The sequence below is a fragment of the Tenacibaculum sp. 190524A02b genome (assembly GCF_964036645.1).
In the GTDB taxonomy this organism is placed as follows: Bacteria; Bacteroidota; Bacteroidia; order Flavobacteriales; family Flavobacteriaceae; genus Polaribacter; species Polaribacter vairaonense.
Window position 1 is genome coordinate 3,276,949 of the sequence record NZ_OZ038525.1, and the last position, 23,564, is coordinate 3,300,512.

The window sequence follows — 23,564 nt, forward strand, 5'->3', positions numbered from 1 at the left end:
TATTATTGTTTTTCCAATATTCTCTTAGATATGAAAAGACTTACTATAAAAGACCTAGCCAAGCATTTAAATGTTTCAATTTCTACAGTTTCAAAAGCCTTAAATGATAGTTACGAAATTAGTGAAGCTACCAAAGAGAGAATTAGAAAATATGCTAAGGAAAATAACTACCAACCCAATGTAACTGCCTTAAGTTTAAAAAGTAGAAAAACAAAAACTATAGGAATTATAATACCCAATATGTTAAATTACTTTTTTGCTCAAGTGTTTAAAGGCATTGAAAATGTTGCTAGTAAAAAAGGTTATAAAATAATTTCATGTATTTCAAATGAATCCTATGAAAAAGAAGTTGAAACTATCAAAATGCTTTCTAATGGTAGTATTGATGGATTTATCCTTTCTTTAGCGGAGGAAACGATACGAAAAAATAGTTTTAAACACTTTCAAAAAACTATAGATAATGGTATTCCTATCGTAATGTTTGACCGTGTTGCCCCAAATATACAATGCGATAAAGTTATTACCAATGATTTTGAAGCTACCGCTAACACCGTTAAGCATTTATACAGAATAGGACACAAGAAAATTGCTTTTATTTCTACAATGAGCGACTTAAGAATTGGTGAACGAAGATATTTAGGTTATTTACAAGGTTTAGAGGACTTAAATATTCCTTTAGACAAAAACCTTGTTATTAATATTCATGAGGAAGATTATAAAAAATATGAGTCTATTTTAACGCCTATATTTGAAAACAACACTATTGATAGTGTTATTACAACAGATGAATCTTCGGCTGTTGCTTCAATGAAAGTAGCTATAAGAAAAGGGCTTAGAATTCCAGAAGATTTTTCAGTAATATCATTCTCAAATGGAATTTTAGCTAGGCATTCTAGTCCCAAAATGACAACTGTAAGTCAACACGGTGAAATAATGGGAGAAACTGCCGCTGAAATGTTAATTAATAAGTTAGAAAAAAAGAAAACTGCAGATTCTAATAAAAATGAAACAAAAGTTATTAGAACTGATTTAGTAATAAGAGAATCTACAAGACCCATTAATTCAAATTAAATAGGTTTGATAACACAAAAACTAAATCTGACCTTCTTTTAAAAAAATGAAATATTATAAAAACAAAACCCACTCAAAAAAATCTGAGTGGGAAAAATTGCTATGAAAAAGAAAAAGAAAGTGGTTTATTCAACCACACTCCAAATATATAATTCTTTTTTAGTATCACCAAATTTTTTTACAAAAATTTAACATTTCCATAAAAATAAAGGCTTAAATAAGTTTTATCACAGTATTTTGAGTAAGCTTATACTCCTCATTTGACTCAGGACAAGCTGCGACCCCTTCTTTATCAAACTTTAAACGATGTCCATATTCACTTATCCAGCCTATTTGTTTAGAAGGGTTACCAACGACTAAAGCATATGGCAAAACTTCCTTTGTTACAACGGCTCCAGCACCAATAAATGCATATTCACCAATATCATTGCCACAAACTATGGTTGCATTGGCTCCTATACTGGCTCCTTTTTTTACTAGAGTGCTTTTGTATTCATTTTTTCGTTTAATAGCACTTCTTGGATTAATCACATTGGTAAATACCATTGAAGGCCCTAAAAAAACATCATCTTCACAAATTACTCCAGTATATATGGATACATTGTTTTGTACTTTTACATTTTTTCCTAAAACTACTTCAGGAGAAACCACTACATTTTGACCAATATTACAACCTTCTCCTATTTTACAGTTAGGCATTATATGACTAAAATGCCAAATTTTAGTTCCTTTACCAATAGTACAACCTTCGTCTATTACCGCAGTTTCATGCGCAAAATACTGTTTTGAATCACTCATAAATCAAAAATAAAAAAACTCAACTGTTTATAGTTGAGTTTTTCAATACTAATTTACTCTAAAAGTTATAGGTAAGGTATATTTTACTTTAACAGGCCTATTATTTTGTTTACCAGGTGTAAACTTAGGTAATTTTGTAACTACTTTCTTTACTTCCTTTTCTAATTTTTTATGAGGTGCTCTTATTTGTAAACCTTTCACCTGTCCATCTTTATCAATTATAAACTGAGTTGAAATTCTATATTTTCCAGCACGCATTCCTAAATCTTGTGCTAAATCTGCATCAAAATAGCGTTGTACATGTTTTTTAATTTTTCTTTCCAAACACTTTCTGCCTTCGACTTCATTTAGTCCTTCACAGCCTCTAAAAACTGGGGCGTTTTGTAAGTTACGTATGGTATATGTATTTGGATCATCTATAGGTTCAATATCATCTCCTTCATCTACCTCAGGTAACTTATCTATATCTAAAATTGGGTCTTCATCTGTTGGTGTAATATCTACCACTCTTTTAATAACCTCATTATTATCCACTTTTTTTACTTTAGATAAATCATTAGAAATAGGTTTTACAACTACTCTTTTTACCTTTTTTACTTCTTTTACAAAGACTTTAGGTTTTTCAGTTAAGTCCCAAACTTCTCCAATTTCTTCTCCTACGGGTTCAGGTATTGTATTTGTTCTCTCGGACTCATACTCAAGTGTTACATAAACCACAAATAACACCAATACTAACCCTAATTGGGTAAATACTGTTGAGAATTTTTCAAGTTGTTTTCTGGGATTTTTTTTAAGCATTTTCATAGTATAAAAATTTATGTTAATGCTTTGTTAAGAAGCAAGAAATATGCCAACAAAAAAGCAATCCGTGATGGATTGCTTTTTTTAACATTTATATTGTAAAAAAGTTTACTCTACATTGAAAGTAATTGGTAATGTATACCCAACTCTTACAGGTCTACCTCTTTGCTTTCCTGGCTGCATTTTAGGTAATTTTTTTGCAATTCTAATTGCTTCTTTCTTTAATCTAGGATGTGGAGCTCTTGCATTAATATCTTCAATATTACCAGTTTTACCAATTTTAAAAATTAAGTAAATTCTTTTTTTACCAGGTGCTAATCCTAACTCATTTGCTAAATCTGCATCAAAGTGACGTTGTACGTGTTTTTGCATTTTTTTATTTAAACAAGCTTTTTTCTTAGCCTTACTTCCCGTACAACCTGGAAATACAGGTACATCTTCAATAATTGAGAATGGTACATCTTCCACTACTTCTTCTTCCTCTTCCACCTCAACAATCTCTTCAACTTCTACAGCTTCAGATTCATCAGTTTCAGTTGATTCAATTACTGTTTCCTCAACTTCCTTCTCGTCTTCTACAATTTCAATCTTTTCTGGAGCTGGTGGTGGTGGTGTACTTGGTGGTGGTTTAATAGGTTCTGGTTGAATTTCAATAGTTTCTTCCTCTACATCAGAGTTCATACTTGCAACCCCTAAATCTCCATATTCTTTATCGTATGTTTTATTCTCTATGGCAACATACGTTACAAATAAAGCTAAAACCAAACCTAACTGCATAAACAGCTTGCTGTAATTCTCTAAGTTTGATTTTGGATTTTTCTTAATTTCCATCCTATAAGTTTTTAATAGTTCGCTAATTTAATTAATTTATTCCAACTTTTACAAGCTATTTTTTCAATTAACACTGTTTTTTCTTGAAAAAGAAGCTAAAAAATGTAAAAGCTATTAAAATACCTACCGAATTTGCTATTATATCATAATAGTCTCCAGTTCTATACGTCGTTATACTAGCTTGTAAAAGCTCAATTATTATGCCGTAAATAAGGCAGCAAAAGGTTATAAAATATACTTGCTTATTATTTTTGGGAAGCGCAAGTAACCATGAGAAAGTTAAAGCAAAATAGGCTATTATATGCTCTATTTTATCAATATTGGCTATAGCAACCGGTTGTTTACCTATCCGTATTAAACTAAGAATAGCGATACTTATTGTTATAAATATCGCTATTGCTACTTTAATTTTTTTATCCTTTAATAAGTTCTTGATAAGCTTCTGCACTTAATAAGTCTTCTAATTGTGAAGCGTCAGAGATTTTAACTTTAATCATCCAACCTTTTCCATAAGGATCAGAATTTACTAATTCTGGTTCGTCTTCTAGTTCTTCATTAAATTCAATTACCTCTCCAGAAACTGGCATAAATAAATCAGATACTGTTTTAACAGCTTCTACAGATCCGAAAACCTCTTCTGCGTCTAAAGTATCATCTAAAGTGTCAACATCAACATAAACGATGTCTCCTAATTCACCTTGAGCAAAATCCGTAATACCAATAGTTACTACGTCTTCTTCAATTTTGATCCACTCGTGGTCTTTTGTGTACTTTAATTCTGATGGAATGTTCATTGTATTGTTTTTATTGTTTTGTGTTTGTTTAATTTCCTAAATTATATACTAAATTAATTCCGGCATTGATAGACTGTCTTGGGAACGTTGTAGAAATTGCGTAATTAAATGTTTGATGATTATAATAAAAAGAAGCTGTTAAGTTCTTACTTAAATTATAATCTGCTAAGAATTTAATTCCAAACAATCGTTCTCCTCCTGTTACTTGGTTATTGTCTTCATCAACGCTTCTTATTAATGTTAAATTATCTCTTAATGATATATCTGCTCTTAAATTTATGTCTCCTTTTAAGGTTTCTTTTTTACCTGTAAATCGGGTTACAAATTTAACATCTCTGATCTTATATCCAAATCCAATTATATATTCTGTTCCATTAATATCTGTTAACGTATTATTATTAAAGTTTAAAGTTAAACTTCTATCTCTTCTAATCTCTCCTTTAAAAGATAAAGAGTTCTTCATTCTAAAGTCTACTTTTATTAAAGGAGAAAACTCATCTATTAAAGTAGCAGATGAAATTAACAATTGTGATTGGTAATTTTTCGCAGTATTTACTCCTGGGTTATCGGCAGTTCCATATTGTAAATTATTGGTGTAATCTCCAATAGTATACGATGATTTATATCCATGTGTAACAGCAAAAGAAGAGAAGTTTTTCTTAAACCACTTAAACTTCATTAAACCATTGTAGCGAAGTGTCCAGTTAGGTATTGGTATGTTTTTAAAGATACCTGTATCTACTGAATTTGGATCATTTCCAGAATACGCAGCAATAAATGCTGGTAACATTACCTGTTGACCATTTAATTGATACGCACCATTTGTGTTACTAGGTAAACCTGATTGGGCATGAAGTCTAGTAGCTATAGTACTTCGGTAGTTTCTAAAGTTCTGATATAATGTTTCTCCATTTGTAAACATAGTTCCTAACATAAAGTGACTAATACTATAATTACCAGATTCAAACGCTCTAATTTCTCTATTCTGCTCAAAGTTAGTTGGATTAGTAATATCTGTTACTCCATTTTTTAAAACTACATCTAACTGCTGCGTAAGATTACTTGTTTTTATTCTGTTACCTCTAAAATCAATAGTTAAATCTTTAAACGGTTTTACAGAAATGGTATAATCTAACTTCTTATTACTTGTTTTACCATAGTTTTTATTGAAGTATTCATCATTTGGATCATTTTGATTTCTAGTTACTAACCAACCATTATCAATAGCAGTTCTTAAAATATCTGTTTGACTTCCAAAAACAAATCCAAATGTTGGTGCCATGCCTCCACTATAACTATTTCTTCCTAAGAAACCTATAGATGGTCTATACCCTTGTAATAAAGTACCATTGTTTTGACTATAGCTTATTTTTGCTCTTTTTACAGAGGTTAAAACATCGTACACTCCTTTTAAAACTCTTTGTCCAAACTTAGCGTTCTTTTTAAGTTTAGGTTTTGCAACTTGATTATTTGCTCCCAATTTAACGGAACCTTTTTGAATTGGAGCATTTTTAGCTTTTTTAACTAGAAGTCTATCTAGTTTTAATGTTTTATAAAATCTTCCAAAATCAATAGTTGTATTCAAATTATGCGTATTTGCATTCTGAATCATATTACCAACTTTGTCTTTTACATCTCCAACAATTTCTCCTACATCGTTAAAAATTGGACTTTGTGATGCTGCTTGCCAGTCAAAATCTGCGGTATATCCATAATCTGCAGAAATAAATCCTAAATATGGTAGTTTATTGATCGGTACTTTATAAGTAGCATTTAATTTTTGGTGGTAGCTATTAGGCCTACCTATATTAAAAAACTTATCATAGATTTCTAAATCTTCATCTCTACCAAAACTATCATAAATATAATTATTAGTCGCATTAAAGTTTAACTGTAGCGATTTAGTTAAATCGAAACCAACTGTATAGTCCCAATCAAACACAAAATTTCGTTGCTTGAGTTCTGGTTGCTCAGATAATCCTTCAATTAAGTTTCTTGATTGTTGTGCACTATAATTCCTATTTATCCTTGAGTTTAAAGCTATAGTTTTAGGTACTGGATTTATATTTAAGTCCTTAATAAAACGCCAATATTTACTACCTAATTTTTTAGAGTTTTTGAAAGGTTCTAACACCCAAGGTTTAAAATTAAAATTATAGCTAGCTCCTGCCATTACGTTTTGATTCACGTATTTTTTTATATTATAATCTTTATGATACTCTTCATTAAAAGAATACGAAACAGACAAATTCTCTACATCATAGAACTTTTGTTTTTTCTTACTTTCTGGATTTCTATTCTTTTTAACATTAATAAAGCTTATACTCTTTCTTCTTGTATAATCTTGTGCATTTGCTATATTTTCCTTCGCCTTTTCATTTCCTGAATTATTAGCAGCATCTCTTGCTTGTTCAATAGTCACGTCTTGAAACTGCGGATCATATTTAGGATCTCTAAACTCTTCACCATAACTATAACTCATTGGTATTTGCATGCCCCACTTTTTAGGCATCATTTTACCTAACTGTACATTCGTTGCTACATTATATTGCTTTACTTCCTCGATACTACGCTGTTGCACCCTATCTTCAACATTACCAAAACCAATGGTAGACATTCTTCCTCCTAATGAAATATCCATTACATCCGCAAGATTAGCATCTGCATTTACAACAGCTGCCCAACCTCCTTTATTATCAAAACCTACAGCTCTTAATTCATTAAACCACACTTCTATATCTTTAGAAGAAGCTGAAGTGTTTTTAACTCCTAACATTACAGTTCTTACTTGGGCTAAAGTAGGATTACCTTTTACAGATATTTTTAATCCGTTGGTACTAGTTCCAGAAAACACATCTGTTAAACTACCTGTTCTTTCTAATTTTAGCTTTGCTAACTCTTCTACTAAAATATCTAAATCATTTTCTACTGGCCATACCCTAGTATCAACTGGTGTTCCACTTGGTTCGGAGTATATTAGAGGTTTTTCTATTTCGTAATAATTTTCATTCAAGTCAGTCCCTAAACGAATAATAGCCACCGCTTCCGCATTTTCTCCTTGCTTCGCTATTCTATTAGGGTCTTCAGCATGTAAAAACATTCGTAAGTTTTTATACCTACGCATATCAATACTTATATTTTTATAGATAGTTCTAATAGAATCAGTTGGTAAATCAGTTACTTTTAAAGTTACCGATTGTTCATTTTGGCGTTGTATTCTATTCGTTCCTTGTAATTGCTCTCTTTGAATACCAGGAGGCAATGCATATCTGTCTCTATTTTGCTCAATATTTATAATACCAATCTCAAAATTATTTAACTCACCACTAGGCACATTTTGAGTGTAACGTCTCCAATCACTACGTACTAATTCCAATTCTCCAAAACGTAAAACCACTGGAATTTTAAATTGCGTAACAAATAATCTAACAAAACGAATACTATTAAAGTCTGTTATTCCATTTATTGGTGTACCACTTTTTACTGGAATTCTAAATTGATACCATCTAGTAGTTCTAGTCTCTCCATTTGGCAAAGAAACCGAACTGTTTTTTACATCCACTATATGATTAGAACCAACTCCTTTATTTAACTCTGTAGCGCTTAAAGGTATTTCATATTCAAAATAACTACTTACAGGATTCATCGTTTGATCCTTATTAATATCTTCTGTATCTGGATAAGTTGTTGACGATGTAGGAAAAGCTTCTTGTGACTGATTTGCTGTTGGTGAATTTCCCTGAGTATTGTTATAGTTTTTATATCTTGTTAAAATAGATGCATCTGCCGCATCCAAATTACCTCCTCTAAAAAACTGGAAGTTATCTCCAGCCGGATCTGGTAAATTTGAATATGGTGCTGGGAAAATTGTTCTTTCCTCTGCATCTGTTAAACCATCTAATCCAACATCTTGATTTGCTCTAGCTGCTTCATCTGTTGCAAAAGCATATAATATAGAAGGATTAATAGGTGTGTATCCCCAAGCAGATTGTCTTACATTACTTCCTGCATTTTTAACACCATCTTCCGGTAATCCATTTTCATATTGCTTACGTCCATCACGTAAAATATCTTCAGAAATGTTTCCTAAGTTTATAAATAACTTACCATGATTGGTAACATCTTTTGGGTTAGCTCCTGCTGGTAATCCTTCTGCTTCTGTAATCGAATAATTTTCATAAGGATCCATTAACCAAAACTGAATGTACTCTACATTGGCTTGTTCAAAATTATTAGTAGTTAACGGACGCATAATACCTCCCCAGTTAGTTTCTGGTGGTGAATCAAAATTTCCTTCAGAATCTACATCGGTTGTGTTGAAATTATAAGGCCCTCTTTCTTCTGGATAATAAGCTAAATCTAATGTTCTTACTAAATTTTGTTGTGTAATATCTAAATCAATATCAAATAGTTCTTCATAACGAATTTGACGAACCTCATCTCTAGACAATTCATTTTCATCAATACTACCTGGTCTATTTGCAGTTCCATAAAACAACTGATCTACATTATACCAAGCCATTTTAGCTCTATGGTCATTATATCCTAAATCATCATTCTTTTGTCCATCGGTTTCAAAACCTTGAGATTCTGGAGTACTTGCTAAAAACCATTGTTGTGGTGCATTTAAATTAATAGGAATTTGCGAAGCTTCAAAATCATCTAAATATGATGTAGCTGTTCCGTTTACATCAATTCCACTAGGTGAACCTGGTAATAAATATGCCATATCAGCTCTTACGGATACCTTAGAAGGTGCATCCGTCTCTACAAAAGGGAGTTTGTTTGCTAACTTAGTTAAATAAGGAACTTCTGATGAAAAGTCTAAATTTAAACCTAACATGGTATTATCTATAGGTTCTCCTCCAAAATTAACCTTAGGTGTAATTGGTCTTTCGCTTACATTTACAAAAGTACCTCCTAATGTGAAGTTCTCAGAAAAACGATGCTCTACATCAATACCTATAAATGTTTTTCTTTGTTGATTAAAGAAGGTGTTATTTTCTACAGTAGCATTAATAGGTACACCTGAAGCCTCTAAACCTGGGTCTAAAACCTGTACTCTTCCCAACTGATAATCTACTACATAATCAACCCCTTCAACTAGTTGTCTTCCTCCTGCTGTTACTTTTACAGACCCTCTTGGAATATTAAAAGCTCCTAAAGAAATTCCTCTACTTGTTTCAGATTTAAAGTATCCTTTTAAGAAGTATTTATCTTTATTCTGAAACTCATTTTTTGCTTGAATTTTAGTAGTTAAATATAAATCTTCAAATAAGTACTTACTTTTATCCGCTGGAGCTAACTTACTATCTAAATATGAATTGTCTCCAAATGGCTCTGGATCAGGGAAAATAATATATCCTTTTTGTGAGTTTACCGTAGCGCCTTCAATAAAATCAAAGAAACCATCTCCGCCAGCAACTGCATATTGACTTTGATCTAATCTATCAATATGAAATACCTGCATTAATGGTGTGTTTTTTATAGTGGAAGCACTTGCATTTTGTAACGTATTTTGTAATGTCCCTGTTTCATCATCTCGATATAAAAGATCAAAACGAAATCCTTGTTGTTGCAATGGATATGCGCCAATAGCATATACATTTTTCATCATTAAACGCCATGTTGGAAATGATTCTTTAACACCAGCAACCTCTCTAACGGTTGTTAATATTTCACTACGTAATAACTTTACCACTAAATTAGCAGGCGCTATAACTCCATCATTAGAAAACTCTCCTACTTTGAATATTGTTTTATTTGTTGGCGCTCCATTTTCTGTTGCTCCAACTGCTGTATATTCATAAGAAACGGCTAATACCTCACCATCATTTAGTCTTCTATTTAAAGAAATAAATCCTAATTGTGGATGTAATTTATACTCATTTGCTTGTAGTTTACGTGCATTTTGCAAATATGAAAAATCAGTTCCTTGAGTAACTTTGCTACCTCCTGGCAACAAACCATCTAATGCAGCATTTACCGTAGAAACCTCTCTAAGACCACTATTTTCAGTTAATAAACCTCCTATTTCATTTACCTCATTGTAAGGAATTACTTTTCCTCTAACCGAAACAAGATTTGTACTATTATCTATATTTGAATTTACTTTATTGCTATTTTCAGATTCCCCTAAATCGGCAACAGCAACAATACTCCTAAAATCATTTACATTTTGTGTTCTATTAGTAATCCAAACCTCAACTCTTGTTATGTTAATAGGGCTACTAATTAATGGATAGTTTCTTAAAGCTTCTTTATAATTCTCCCTAAAGTATTGTGATAAGAAAAAGTGGCGATCATTATCGTAATCTGAAGCTCTTAACTCAAACTCTTCAATAGTAGCTCCTCCTTCAGCAACAACCGTTCTAGATTGTGAATTCTGTTGTGAAAATGCTGCTGTAATTTTTGTTTTTCCAAATTGTAAATCTGCTCTTACACCAAATAATGCTTGTGCCCCATTAATTAATGAGTTTTTAATAGGCATACTAATGTTACCTGCATCAATTCCTTGAATAATATCATCTTCAGTTGGAGTATACTCTAATTTTATTAAGTTTTGAAAATCAAATGTAGACTGCGTATCATAATTGGCTGTTACTTTTAATCTCTTACCTACTTTAGCTTGTAAACTAGCACTAATTTGCTGATCGAAATCAAATGTAAAACTACTTTGCTGGTCTATAGTTATTTGTGGATTTTCATTATTTTGATAAACACCACCTAACTTAATATTAACTTGTCCTCTTGGAATCACCTCAACGGTATTTCCTCCAAAAACAGATTCAAAGAATTTAGAATTTACGTAATACTTAGGTAATAAGTTTTTTCTAGCGTTTTTATTTCCTTTTTTTCTTGAATCAGTAGCATCTACTTTTTCTTTGAAATAAGCTTTCATATCGTTTTTTAAACGATACTTATCATACTCTCTTGGTGTCATAAAAATAGGAGTTCCAATATAATAATCACCTATTTTTTCTACCAAAACAAATTTATTCAATGCCTTGTCATAGGACACTTGAAACTCAGATGGGTTGTTTAGAAAAAGCTTCCCTCTTTGATTGTATTTAAAGTTATACTTAAGCGGTACAACCGAGTCTTTCTTAGTTTCTTCTTTGTTATTTTTTGTAATACCTTGTGAAAACGAAACAACACTTACTAATAAAGTAAGTGCTGTAAATAATTTATTCCTAAATGTCTTTCCCAACCTTTTTATAAATTTTTTAACGCCTGTTTTATAAGCTGCTCAACAGTAGCTTCAGGAGTTTCTTTTAATAAATTGCTAACTACTTTATCGGCTTGTTTCCGAGCGAATCCTAATACTTCTAAAGCAGATAACGCTTCTTCTTTATTTGTATTGTTTTGAACCACAGAAACTTCATCTAAATCAAACGTTTTAAGAATTTTATCTTTCAAATCAACAATAACTCTCTGCGCTGTTTTTGCTCCAATTCCTTTTACAGATTGGATTAATTTCACATCTTCTGAAGCAATGGCTTGTTGAATTTCTTCGGAACTCATTGAAGATAGCATAGTACGTGCTGTACTTGGGCCAACTCCCGATACCGAAACAAGAAGTCTAAAAACTTCTCTTTCCGTTTTATTGATAAAACCATATAAGGTATGTGCATCTTCCCTTATTGATAGATGTGTATATAGCACAATATTCTCATCACTAGTAAGTGCTGAAAATGTGTTTAAAGAAATATGTAATAAGTAACCAACACCATTACAATCAACCACAACGTATGTTGGATTTTTCTCAACAAGTCTTCCCCTAATTTGTGTTATCATCTATAATTTTTTCGCGTTGTCTAAAGTAGAAAAATTATTTGTTTTTAAAAACATTCATTTTCAAGGTTTTTTCCTTACTTTTTTTGGAGCTCTTTATTCTGTGCATCAACCACTGCTACAGCTGCCATATTCACCATTTCATCTACACTTGCCCCTAGTTGTAAAATGTGTACTGGCTTACTCATTCCTAATAAAATTGGACCAATAGACTCTACTCCATCTACCTGTTTCATTAACTTATACGTAATATTAGCCGCTTCAAGATTTGGAAAAATTAGCACATTAACTTTCTTTCCGTTTAATTTTGAAAATGGAAATTCTTTAGCTAACAACTCTGGATTCAATGCAAAATCTGCTTGTAATTCTCCATCTACTACTACATTTGGAAAATTCCTATGTATGTAAGCTACTGCTTCTCTAATTTTTGCTGAAGTTTCTGATTTGGCTGAGCCAAAATTTGAGAATCCTAACATAGCTACATTAGGTTTCATACCAAACATTTTTGCTAATGAAGATGTTAATTGTGTAATTTTTGCTAGATCTTTAGCTGTTGGATTGATATTAATCGTTGTATCTGCTAAAAACATAGGGCCTTGCTTTGTAAGCATAAGATTAGTTGCCGCTACTCTTGTTACCCCTTTATCTTTTTCAATTAACTCTAACATTGGTTTTACAACAGAAGCATATGGCCTAGAATATCCGGTTATTAAAGCATCTGCTTCCCCTGTATTCACCATCATTGCCGCAAAATAATTACGTTCTCTCATCCATTTTTGCGCTTCTAAATAAGTAACCCCTTTACGTTGACGTGTTTCCCAAAAAGCTTTTGCAAATCGATTTCTTCTTCCTTCTTCTTCATCTGTTTTTGGATCAATAATTGGCACCTCACCTGTAAAACCTAACTCTTCTTTTAATTCAAGAATTACATCTTTTCTACCTAATAAAATAGGAGTTCCTATTTTTTCTTCATAAACTCTTTGTGCCGCTTTTAAAACATCTAAATGATCTGCTTCTGCAAATACAATCGTTTTAGGATTCTTCTTAGCTCGGTTATGTAATAATCTAATCTCTTTGCTTCCCGTTCCTGAACGATCCATTAATTCCTCTCTATACTTCTCCCAATCTGTAATAGGTTCTTTTGCTATTCCAGAATCCATAGCTGCTTTTGCTATTGCTGGTGGAATTTCATAAATTAACCTTGGATCAAATGGCTTTGGAATAATATAATCTTTACCAAAAGAAAGACTTACTTCATCATACACTATGTTTACTTGCTCTGGTACCGATTTTTTTGCTAAATCAGCCAAAGCATGTACTGCAGCCATTTTCATTTCTTCATTAATCTTGGTAGCTCTTACATCTAAAGCGCCCCTAAAAATGAATGGAAAACCTAATACGTTATTCACTTGGTTAGGATGGTCTGATCTTCCTGTAGCCATTATAATATCTTCTCTGGTAGCTACTGCTAAATCATAAGCTATTTCTGGCTCTGGATTTGCCATAGCAAATACTATTGGGTTTTTCCCCATTGACAATAGCATTTCTGGAGTTACCACATTTCCTTTAGACAGCCCAATAAATACATCTGCATTCAACATTGCTTCTTCTAATGTATTTACATCTTTATCTGTAGCAAATTCTGCTTTTTGAGATGTTAGGTTTCCTCTGTCTTTTCGTATCACTCCCTTACTATCACACATTACCACATTTTCTCTTTTAGCACCTAAAGCTAAATATAAACGGGTACATGAAATTGCCGCTGCTCCTGCTCCATTTACTACTATTTGAACCTTAGCAATATCCTTTCCATTAATTTCTAACGCATTTTTTAAGGCTGCTGCAGAAATAATAGCCGTTCCATGTTGATCATCATGCATTACAGGAATATCCAGTTCTTCTTTTAATCTAGTTTCAATTTCAAAAGCTTCAGGCGCTTTGATGTCTTCTAAATTAATTCCTCCAAAAGTTGGTGCTATTGCTTTTACAGTTTCTACAAATCTATCTACATCGGTTGCATCAACCTCAATATCAAAAACATCTATGTCTGCAAATATTTTAAAAAGTAACCCTTTCCCTTCCATTACAGGCTTAGATGCTTCTGGACCAATATCTCCTAATCCTAAAACTGCTGTTCCATTTGATATTACCGCAACTAAATTACTTTTAGCAGTATATTTATATACATTATTCTTATCCTTTGCTATCTCTAAACAAGGTTCTGCAACTCCTGGAGAATATGCTAAAGATAAGTCGTGCTGTGTAGCATATTTTTTAGTGGGAACTACTGAAATTTTTCCAGGTTTGGGTTTTGCGTGGTATAGCAAAGCTTCTCGCCTTTTTCTAGATTCACTCATGATAGTTGTTGTTTGTATTAGCGTACAAATATACGCTTTGTTAGAAATTAAAATAACTTACAACCTGATAAAAGTCATATTTATTTATCCTTTATTAATAGAGTTTTGCACGGTAAATAATTATAAATTATACCGAAATGAATATGCCCCCAAAACAAATAATTAACGAAGAGGTCTCTTGGGACACCTCCAAAGTTATTGTTAGCAAAACTGATTTACACGGAACAATTTTGTATGCAAATGACACATTTACCCAAGCCTCAGAATATAATGCTATTGAATTAATTGGTGAACCTCACAACTTAATTAGACATCCAGATATGCCTAAAGTTGCCTTTAAAATTTTATGGGAGAGTTTAAAAAAAGGAGAAAATTTCCATGCTATAATTAAAAACTTAACCAGAACAGGAAGGTATTATTGGGTAATTACTGACTTCTCAATTGATAAAGATGAAAGCGGAAATCCTACAGGTTATACCGCTAGAAGAAAAGCAGTCCCTAATGGAGTTGTAGAAAAAATTGAACCTTTATATAGAACATTATTAGAAATTGAAAATCTTAAAGGCGAAAAAGCTAGCGAACTCTATTTTAATGCTTATTTAAAAGAAGAAGTTGGAAAAAACTACAATGAATTTGTAGTAGACTTATTTGAAGAAGAGAGTAAAAAAGCAGAATACCTAGAAAAAGAAGACGGTAAAAGCAACTTTAAAAAAGGCTTGCATTGGTTTTTCTTCGGTGAGTTTGCTTAGTATTTTGAATTCTTAAAATACATACTAAAAAAGACTTTAATATAACCTAGTACTTAAATTTAATTTTCTTTAAAACATCTCAATTATGTTGGGGCGCTTCTAAACAACTAACAAAAGTGTCTCAACAGCATTGGGAACACCTCAACTCTTGCCGAAGATCTGTTTTACTTTATAAGTATCGACTTCAACAGGCTCATCCTTGGTTTAGTTATTCATTTTTTAAGAAAGAAATGTTTCGTTGCAATCCAGAGAACTTTGTTCTTTTTACCGCTGATTTTTTAAATACTTTACTAAAGGTTTCTTGTGTGATTTCTTCCCATTCTCTTTTTGACATTTTTAGTAAGCTTTCTTGTGGAGCAAATAAAGGTTCTGAATGAGGTTTTGAAAAACGATTCCATGGACACACATCTTGACAAACATCACAACCAAACATCCAATCGGCTGTTTTTTCTTTAAATTCCGAGGGAATATTATCTCTCAATTCAATCGTTAAATAAGATATACATTTGCTCCCATCTACTGTATTATTAGGTAATATAGCTTGTGTAGGACAGGCATCAATACAACGGGTACATTTTCCACAATGATCTGTTGTAAACGGATGATCGTATGCTAATTCTAAGTCGATAATTAATTCTGCCAAAAAGAAAAAAGAACCTTGTTGCTTTTGAATTAATAAAGAGTGTTTTCCATTCCATCCTAATCCTGATTTTTCTGCCCAAGCTCTTTCCATTACTGGTGCCGAATCTACAAAACATCTACCAGAGACTTCTCCTATTTCATCATTAATCAATTGTAATAATTCTCTCAGTTTATCTTTTATAACATGATGATAGTCTTGCCCGTACGCATATTTTGATATTTTATAGCTGCCTTCTTCCTGTATTTCTTCTGGATAATAATTATACGAAAGTGAAACCACCGATTTTGAACCTTCTACCAATAATCTTGGATCTAAACGTTTATCAAAATGATTTTCCATATAGTGCATATTACCATGAAATCCATTTTGTAGCCATTTTTCTAAGCGCGGTGCTTCTTCTTCCAAAAAATCTGCTTTGGCAATACCACAGCCTAAAAACCCCAAACGTTTTGCTTGGGTTTTGATAAATGCTGAATATTGCTCTTTTTGATCCATTAATACGCTTATTTTTATCAAAAACAGTCTAAGAATTGCCTGTATAGACTATTTATATTGAGGAATTATTTTGTTGCAAAATTACCAATTCTTTTATTTTTATACTTTTCTTAGCGATATGTTAACAAATAAATGTTGAACTTTGTTCGTTAGCATATGTATACTAAAAACTTCCTTCATGAAAAAAGTTTATAAAATTGTAATCGGTATTGTAGTAAGTCTTTTTATTTTATTAATCAGTATTCCTCTTTTATTTCAAGATAAGATTGTTGGATTAATCAAAGAAACTATTAATAATAATGTAAATGCTCAAGTAGATTTTTCTGATAGTAATTTAAGTTTACTCAGAAATTTCCCAAATGCTGCTGTACAACTTTCTAATGTTTCTGTAATTAATTACGAACCTTTTAAAGGAGATACACTTTTATATGCAGAAGCTATAGTTTTAAAATTACAACTCACAGAGCTTTTTAAAAATTCATCTGATCAATTAAATATTAAATCTTTTCAAGTTGATAATGCGCTAGTAAATGTACTAACCAATAAAAATGGTAAAGCTAATTATGATATTGCTAAACCTTCTGATACTTCTAAACAAGAAACAGAGACTTCAAATGACGCTCCTTCTAGTTTTGGTTTATCTATTCAAGAATATGGTATTACCAATACAACTATAAACTATAATGATGAAAAGAGTAAAATGTCTTTACTTCTTTCAGACTTTAACCATAGTGGTAGTGGAGACTTTTCTCAATCTAATTCTGAATTAAAAACTAATACTAGTACACATGTATCCTTTATAATGGACAGTACAGCGTATGCTAAAAATCAAAAAGTTTCTTTGGATGCGGTTTTGGGAATGGATTTGGTAAACAAAAAGTTTTCATTCTTAAAAAATGAGGCCAAACTAAATAATTTACCATTGGTATTTGATGGCCTTATTCAGATAAATGAAAATAATCAAGAAGTACACATCAATTTTAAAACACCTTCTTCTGATTTTAAAAACTTTTTAGGATTAATTCCTGAAGTATATGCTAAAAACATTAGTAATGTTAAAACTTCTGGAAACTTTAGTGTAGCAGGAAAAGTGGATGGTATTATAGATGACAAACATATTCCTAAATTAGATATTGCTATTAATGCGGAAAATGCTTCTTTTAAATATCCTGATCTTCCTAAAAGTGTTAGAAACATCAATATAAACTCGCAAATAAAAAACACGACTGGAAAAGTAGAAAATACGTTTGTTACTATTGATAAACTCTCTTTTAAAATTGATGAAGACACTTTTTCAGGAAAAGGAAATGTTCATAATTTAACTACAAATCCAAATGTAAATGCTACTATTAATGGAACCCTCAACTTAGCTAATATTAACAAAGCGTATCCTGTTGATTTAGAAAATGAATTACAAGGTGTTTTAAAAGCAAATTTACAAACACAGTTTGATGTTGACGCAATCAAAACCAATAAGGTAAACCGAATAAAAAACAAAGGTACTGTAGGAATTAGTGATTTTGTTTTTTCCTCTAAAGATGTAGTGAACGCTATTGAAATTAAAGATGCCAACATAAATTTTGACCCCAAGGTTATTTCTTTAACTAAATTTGATGCTAAAACTGGAAAAAGTGATTTAAATGCTACTGGTAAAATAAACAATTTATTAGGTTTTTTACTTTCTGACAAAAAACTTCAGGGAACTTTCAACGTAAAATCTAATAACTTTTACGTGAGTGATTTTATGGAGAAAAAACCTGAATCAACTACTAAAAAAGAAAATTCTGAAGAAGATACGCCAACTAAAACTGGTGAAGAATCTTTAAAAATCCCTGCTTTTTTAGATTGCAAGGTATTAGCTGATGCAAAAACAGTGTACTATGATAATTTAACTTTGAAAAATGTTAGAGGTGTTTTATGGCTAAAGGATGAAAAAGCCACTTTACAAGATGTTAATGCTGGTATTTTTAACGGTCAAATTTCTTTAAATGGTGAAGTAAACACACAAAAAACAACACCTACTTTTGCTATAAAATTAGGAATGAAATCATTTGACATTGCACAATCTTTTACTAGTATGGATTTACTACAATCATTGAGTCCAATTGCTGGTGCTATGGATGGAAAGTTAAATTCTGAAATTGATTTATCTGGTAGTTTAAATAAAGATTTTACACCTAATATGAACTCTATTTCTGGTGATGCTTTAGCGCAGCTATTATCAACTAAAATTAATCCTGAAAAAACAAAAGCACTTAACTTATTAAATAACAAATTATCTTTTGTTGATTTAACTAAACTTGACTTATCTGACATCAAAACACATCTTTCTTTTAATGATGGAAAAGTAAACGTAAAACCTTTTAATTTAAAATATAAAGACATTGGTATCAAAGTAGGCGGTAGTCATGGTTTTGACCAAAGTATGAACTATAATGTTACTTTTGATGTTCCTGCAAAATACTTAGGATCGGAGGTATCTGGTTTATTGGCTAAGCTTAATGATAATCAGCAAAATGTTACGGTACCTGTTTCAGCAAATATTACAGGAAACATGACTTCTCCCAGCATACAAACTGATTTATCTTCTTCTATTTCTAAACTAACTCAAAAGTTAGTACAACAGCAAAAAGACAACCTTGTTAAGAACACCTTAGGAAGCTTGTTAGGAGGCAGTAAAAAGGATACTACAAAAACATCTGCTAACAACAACACAAAAAACAATACTGTTAAAAAAGTAACGGATGTTTTGGGCGGGCTTTTTGGTAAAAAGAATAAAAAGGAAGAAAAAAAGAAACAGTAGGCAACCTTTTATAAAATAGAAGCGTCTTTTTTTAAGATTATATTATAACATCTTTAACATAATAAAGACATGTTATCGGCTATATAGTTGTTACGTTTGCTAATGAACTCTCTCAATTATAAGTGTTTGAGATTTCAAGTTAATTTTGTTACAAAACAATTAGACCTAACATGGGAAATTAATACCTGTTATTGCCTATAAGTAAACTACCTCGGGGCTAGCTCACGAGGCATTTAATAAGATAATAAGTTTAATTTCGAGGCAAGCCTCGGGTTATTATACCCTTTGGCGGTACCAATAAAACTAATCATTAATTATGAAAACTATATCAAAAAAAGTATTGCTTCTTTTTTTACTAACTTCTTTTTCTATTTTTTCCCAAATAACAGGGAAAGTAACCAACACAAAACAAGAACCATTACCTTTTGTTAGTGTGTACTTAGAAAACTCTGTAACAGGTACAACTACCAACAATAATGGTGATTATAATTTAGAGATAAAACATAAAGGAAAGCACACTATTATTTTCCAATTTTTAGGTTTTAAAACTGTTAAAAAAAGTATTGATGTTTCTAAATTCCCATATACACTAAATGTTACACTCCAAGAGGAACAAGTATCTTTAGAAGAGGTTGAAATAAACACCAAAGAAAACCCTGCTAACAGAATTATAAGAAACACTATTGCTAACAAAGATCAAAACACGGATAAACTAGGTAAATATACTGCAGATTTTTATTCAAGAGGGTTGTTTAAAATCAAAGATGCTCCTGAAACATTTCTAGGGATGGATGTTGGTGATTTTGGTGGCGGATTAGATTCTACACGTACTGGAGTTATATACTTATCTGAAACTATTTCTAAAATAAAATATCAAAAAAATCCGAAAAACTTTAACGAATATATTATTGCATCTAAAGTTTCGGGGAAAGATAACGGTATTAGCTTTAATCAGGCAGATGATGTAAACTTTAACTTCTATGAAAACTCTTTTGAATTGGCTGATATAAAAATGATATCGCCTATTGCTAACGGTGCTTTTGGATATTATAACTATAAACTTTCAGGTACTTTTTATGATAAAAACGGACGCTTAATTAATAAAATAAAGCTACTTCCTAAAAGAGAGAAAGATCGTGTTTTCAATGGTTTTATTTATATTGTAGAAGACGATTGGGCTATTTATGGTGCCGATGTTTATATTTCTGGTAAACAAGTAGGTATCCCTATGATTAAAGACCTTAAAATTAAACAGAATTACAATTTTGACCCCAGCACCAAATCTTGGCCTATTGTTACACAGATAATTGATTTTAAAGCTGGGTTACTTGGATTTAATTTTGATGGTAGATTTACTGCTACTTATTCTAATTACAATTTAGAGCCTACATTTTCTAGTAAGTCTTTTACTAACGAAGTTCTTGCTTTTTCTGAAAATGCCACTAAAAAAGACTCTGCTTATTGGAACACAATTAGACCAATGCCATTAACTAAGGAAGAAATCAAAGATTATAAAGTTAAAGATAGTATTAAGACAATTAGAAGTTCAAAAAAATATTTAGATTCTGTAGATACAGGTATGAATAAATTTAACATACTCAATATACTTACAGGCTACACGTATAGTAATACTTATAAAAAATGGTCTATTGATGTTTCCTCACCTATTGAAAAACTGAGCTTCAACACAGTTCAAGGATGGAATACTGGAATTGATGTAAATTTTTCAAAACAACTTAATGAAACTGGAAAAAACCTTGATGTTGGCTTAAAAACGGATTATGGTTTCTCTGACAAAAGAGCAAGAACTACTGGGCACTTCTCTTATAAATGGAATAACATTTCTTATCCAAAACTACAACTATCTGGTGGAGTAACTACTACTCAATTTAACAGTAAAAAACCTATTTCTCGATTTTGGAATACTATTAGTTCTGTTTTTTTTGAAAGAAACTATTTAAAACTATATGAAAAAACCTTTGCTAAAGCTACTTATTCTCAAGAGTTAACCAATGGCCTACATTTATTCACCGGTTTAGAATATGCTGATAGAAATCCATTATTTAACACTACAAGCTACGTAATGTTCCCACAAGAAGATGTTAATTACACTTCTAACAATCCACTACAGCCTAATAACTTTAATACTCCCTCATTCATTGCTCATAAAATGTGGACTTTCGACTTAGGTTTTTCTATTCAGTTTGGTCAGAAATACCTGTCTTACCCAAATAGAAAAATAAACATTGACAATAAGAAATATCCATCGTTATATATTGGCTATAAAAAGAATTTTGGCTCAGGAAACGAAGCTTGGGATTCTGATGTTGTATTTTCTCAAATTAACCAACAGGTTTCGTTAGATAATTGGGGAGACTTTAAATATCGTGTAAAAGGTGGACTCTTTTTAGAAAAGAAAGATATTCCTTTTATGGATTATGCTCACTTTAATAGTAATCGTTTAACCGTAGCTCCACAAAACAATTATTTAAATGGTTTTTTACTTTTACCATACTATACGTTAAGTACCAATGACAGGTATAGTGAAATGCACGCAGAACAAAACTTTAGAGGTGCTTTACTTAATAAGATACCACTACTCAACCAGTTAAACTATCATTTAGTTATTGGCGCTAAAGCATTATTTACGAAAGAAAACAAACCTTATTCAGAATTCTCTATTGGTCTTGACAATATAGGTATTGGAGAATGGAATATATTAAGAGTTGACTTTGTACAATCTAACTTCAATGGTCGTAAAGAAAACACTATGTTGTTTGGGATAAAATTATAATAGATAAAAAAGAGAGCTATTCAACCTTAGCTCTCTTTTTTATTTGTTTTATTACTACCTGAAGCCTACTCTGCTTCCTCAGTAGTATCAATAATTCCTAAACGTTTTGCTCTATCCTCCCAGTTCTTTCTTGCAAAGTTTTGTAAATCTGCTACGTTATCACTTTCATCCATAATCTCAAAACCTAACAAGGTTTCAATAACATCTTCTTGTGTTACCAATCCACTTACTGTACCATATTCATCTACCACTAAAGCTAAGTGCTCTCTTTGCTCTATTAACTTCTCAAATAAACTAGGAATAGACAAATCTCTCTTTGCTACAATAATATCTCTTTTAATTGTTTTTAACGGTTTATCTCCTTCATTATTAATCAATGAAACTAATAACTGATCTTTTAAAATATACCCAGTTATATTATCCGAATTATTAGCATATACAGGTATTCTTGAAAATCGCAAAGATTTATTTTCATCAAAAAATGATTGAATGGTTTGATTTTCATCCGCAGATTTTAAAACAGTACGAGGTGTCATAATATGTTTTGCTTGCACCTCTTTAAAACCTATCATATTACGAATTACTTTACTTTCACTCTCTTTAAAAACTCCTTCTTGCTCAGCAATATCTGTCATTACAGAAAAATCTTCTCTACTCAACACACTTTCTCCATGTGCACCTTTACCAAACATTTTCGTAAACAATTGTAATACCCAAATAATTCCTGTGTATTTACAAACAAAAATCAAAATATTTAAAGCTCTTGTAGAGAATCCTGCCAACCCTTTCCAGTAAGTTGCCCCAATTGTTTTTGGAATAATTTCAGAAGCCACTAATATTAAAATGGTCATCACTACAGAAACAATCAAAACACCATTTCCATCATCATTAAATGCTTTTTTAGCTTGTGTTCCCACCAAAATAGCCCCAACTGTATGTGCAATTGTATTTACCGTTAAAATGGCAATTAAAGGCTTATCAACATCTTTTTTCAACACTTCTAAATCATTAGCAAATGCTTTTCCTTCTTTCTTTTTTACATTAATAAACGTTGGTGTTACACTTAACAAAACTGCTTCTAAAATAGAACATAGAAATGAAAATAAGATAGATAGTGTTGCGTAAATCAGTAATAAAGTCATTTTTAAAATTTTTAGCAAAAATAAAAAAGACTGTCAACATAGACAGTCTTAATTCAAATAATTACACCTTCTTTTATTATTTTTCCAATGCAGCTTTCAATAAATCGTAAGATTCAGTTGCTTTAGACATCTTTGCATAATCAAGAGCTGTATGCCCTTTATCTGATTTTGTTTTTAACCTAGCTCCTTTATCTATTAACAATTTTAATATTTTTGTTCTGTTATACCTTGCTGCATACATTACAGGAGTTAATCCCATAGATTTTCTGTTGATATCTGTTCCGTTTTTAACAAAAGCGGCCACAGCTTCATAATCTCCAGATTGGATCATTTTACAAAAAGTACTTAGTCTAAAATACTTTGTAGTTGTAGTTTTATTATCTTCTATCGAGTTTGTTGCATTCATTGTTGAAAATGACAATACAAGTACTAAGGTAGTTACTAAAAATTTCTTCATGAGAGTTGATTTTTATAAGATTAAATTTACACCTA

The 23,564-nt window shown here is 31.3% G+C and carries 15 protein-coding genes; 4 read left to right on the forward strand and 11 right to left on the reverse strand.

Annotated elements, in window-relative coordinates:
- The first annotated feature begins 30 nt into the window (after positions 1–30).
- Complete coding sequence (locus ABNT65_RS13410; RefSeq protein ID WP_348703437.1) at positions 31–1,071, forward strand: LacI family DNA-binding transcriptional regulator; 1,041 nt, start codon at positions 31–33, stop codon at positions 1,069–1,071.
- 213 nt (positions 1,072–1,284) lie between these two features.
- On the opposite strand, the gene ABNT65_RS13415 is transcribed toward ABNT65_RS13410, so the two are convergent.
- The 8 genes from ABNT65_RS13415 to ABNT65_RS13450 form a co-directional block, all read right to left on the reverse strand.
- Positions 1,285–1,869 carry an acyltransferase gene (locus ABNT65_RS13415; RefSeq protein WP_348739680.1) on the reverse strand — a complete coding sequence of 195 codons (585 nt, stop codon included), beginning with the start codon at positions 1,867–1,869 and terminating at the stop codon, positions 1,285–1,287.
- A gap of 48 nt (positions 1,870–1,917) precedes the next feature.
- On the reverse strand, positions 1,918–2,673 hold the full coding sequence (locus tag ABNT65_RS13420; RefSeq protein ID WP_348746049.1) for an energy transducer TonB: 756 nt from the start codon (positions 2,671–2,673) through the stop codon (positions 1,918–1,920).
- A gap of 105 nt (positions 2,674–2,778) precedes the next feature.
- The gene (locus ABNT65_RS13425) at positions 2,779–3,501 is read right to left on the reverse strand and encodes an energy transducer TonB (protein ID WP_348703434.1); all 723 of its coding nucleotides are present in this window, start codon (positions 3,499–3,501) and stop codon (positions 2,779–2,781) included.
- A 67-nt stretch (positions 3,502–3,568) separates the two neighbouring features.
- Positions 3,569–3,949: a VanZ family protein gene (locus tag ABNT65_RS13430; protein WP_348746050.1), complete on the reverse strand. Its 381-nt coding sequence runs from the start codon at positions 3,947–3,949 to the stop codon at positions 3,569–3,571.
- On the reverse strand, positions 3,915–4,295 hold the full coding sequence (gene gcvH, locus ABNT65_RS13435; RefSeq protein ID WP_348703432.1) for a glycine cleavage system protein GcvH: 381 nt from the start codon (positions 4,293–4,295) through the stop codon (positions 3,915–3,917). Before gcvH ends, ABNT65_RS13430 begins: the two co-directional genes overlap by 35 nt.
- Before the next feature lie 28 nt (positions 4,296–4,323).
- On the reverse strand, positions 4,324–11,505 hold the full coding sequence (gene sprA / locus ABNT65_RS13440) for a cell surface protein SprA (protein ID WP_348746051.1): 7,182 nt from the start codon (positions 11,503–11,505) through the stop codon (positions 4,324–4,326).
- 5 nt (positions 11,506–11,510) lie between these two features.
- Positions 11,511–12,092: a Holliday junction branch migration protein RuvA gene (gene ruvA / locus ABNT65_RS13445; RefSeq protein WP_348703430.1), complete on the reverse strand. Its 582-nt coding sequence runs from the start codon at positions 12,090–12,092 to the stop codon at positions 11,511–11,513.
- 74 nt (positions 12,093–12,166) lie between these two features.
- The gene (locus ABNT65_RS13450) at positions 12,167–14,446 is read right to left on the reverse strand and encodes an NADP-dependent malic enzyme (protein WP_348703428.1); all 2,280 of its coding nucleotides are present in this window, start codon (positions 14,444–14,446) and stop codon (positions 12,167–12,169) included.
- A 137-nt stretch (positions 14,447–14,583) separates the two neighbouring features.
- On the opposite strand from ABNT65_RS13450, the gene ABNT65_RS13455 reads away from it, so the two are divergent.
- Positions 14,584–15,195: a PAS domain-containing protein gene (locus ABNT65_RS13455; protein WP_348703426.1), complete on the forward strand. Its 612-nt coding sequence runs from the start codon at positions 14,584–14,586 to the stop codon at positions 15,193–15,195.
- A 208-nt stretch (positions 15,196–15,403) separates the two neighbouring features.
- Here the strand turns inward: ABNT65_RS13455 and queG are convergent, their stop codons facing one another.
- Positions 15,404–16,333 carry a tRNA epoxyqueuosine(34) reductase QueG gene (gene queG / locus ABNT65_RS13460; RefSeq protein WP_348746052.1) on the reverse strand — a complete coding sequence of 310 codons (930 nt, stop codon included), beginning with the start codon at positions 16,331–16,333 and terminating at the stop codon, positions 15,404–15,406.
- 178 nt (positions 16,334–16,511) lie between these two features.
- Here queG and ABNT65_RS13465 point away from each other — a divergent pair, with 178 nt between their 5' ends.
- Both ABNT65_RS13465 and ABNT65_RS13470 read left to right on the forward strand, forming a co-directional pair.
- Positions 16,512–19,136 carry an AsmA-like C-terminal region-containing protein gene (locus ABNT65_RS13465; protein ID WP_348746053.1) on the forward strand — a complete coding sequence of 875 codons (2,625 nt, stop codon included), beginning with the start codon at positions 16,512–16,514 and terminating at the stop codon, positions 19,134–19,136.
- A 316-nt stretch (positions 19,137–19,452) separates the two neighbouring features.
- On the forward strand, positions 19,453–21,930 hold the full coding sequence (locus ABNT65_RS13470) for a DUF5686 and carboxypeptidase regulatory-like domain-containing protein (RefSeq protein ID WP_348746054.1): 2,478 nt from the start codon (positions 19,453–19,455) through the stop codon (positions 21,928–21,930).
- 65 nt (positions 21,931–21,995) lie between these two features.
- Here ABNT65_RS13470 and ABNT65_RS13475 read toward each other — a convergent pair whose 3' ends face one another.
- Both ABNT65_RS13475 and ABNT65_RS13480 read right to left on the reverse strand, forming a co-directional pair.
- Entirely contained in the window at positions 21,996–23,072 is a 1,077-nt protein-coding gene (locus ABNT65_RS13475; RefSeq protein WP_348746055.1) for a CNNM domain-containing protein, read from the reverse strand.
- 76 nt (positions 23,073–23,148) lie between these two features.
- Positions 23,149–23,529, reverse strand: coding sequence for an ankyrin repeat domain-containing protein (locus ABNT65_RS13480; protein ID WP_348703418.1), 381 nt, complete (start codon positions 23,527–23,529; stop codon positions 23,149–23,151).
- Positions 23,530–23,564: the final 35 nt, after the last annotated feature.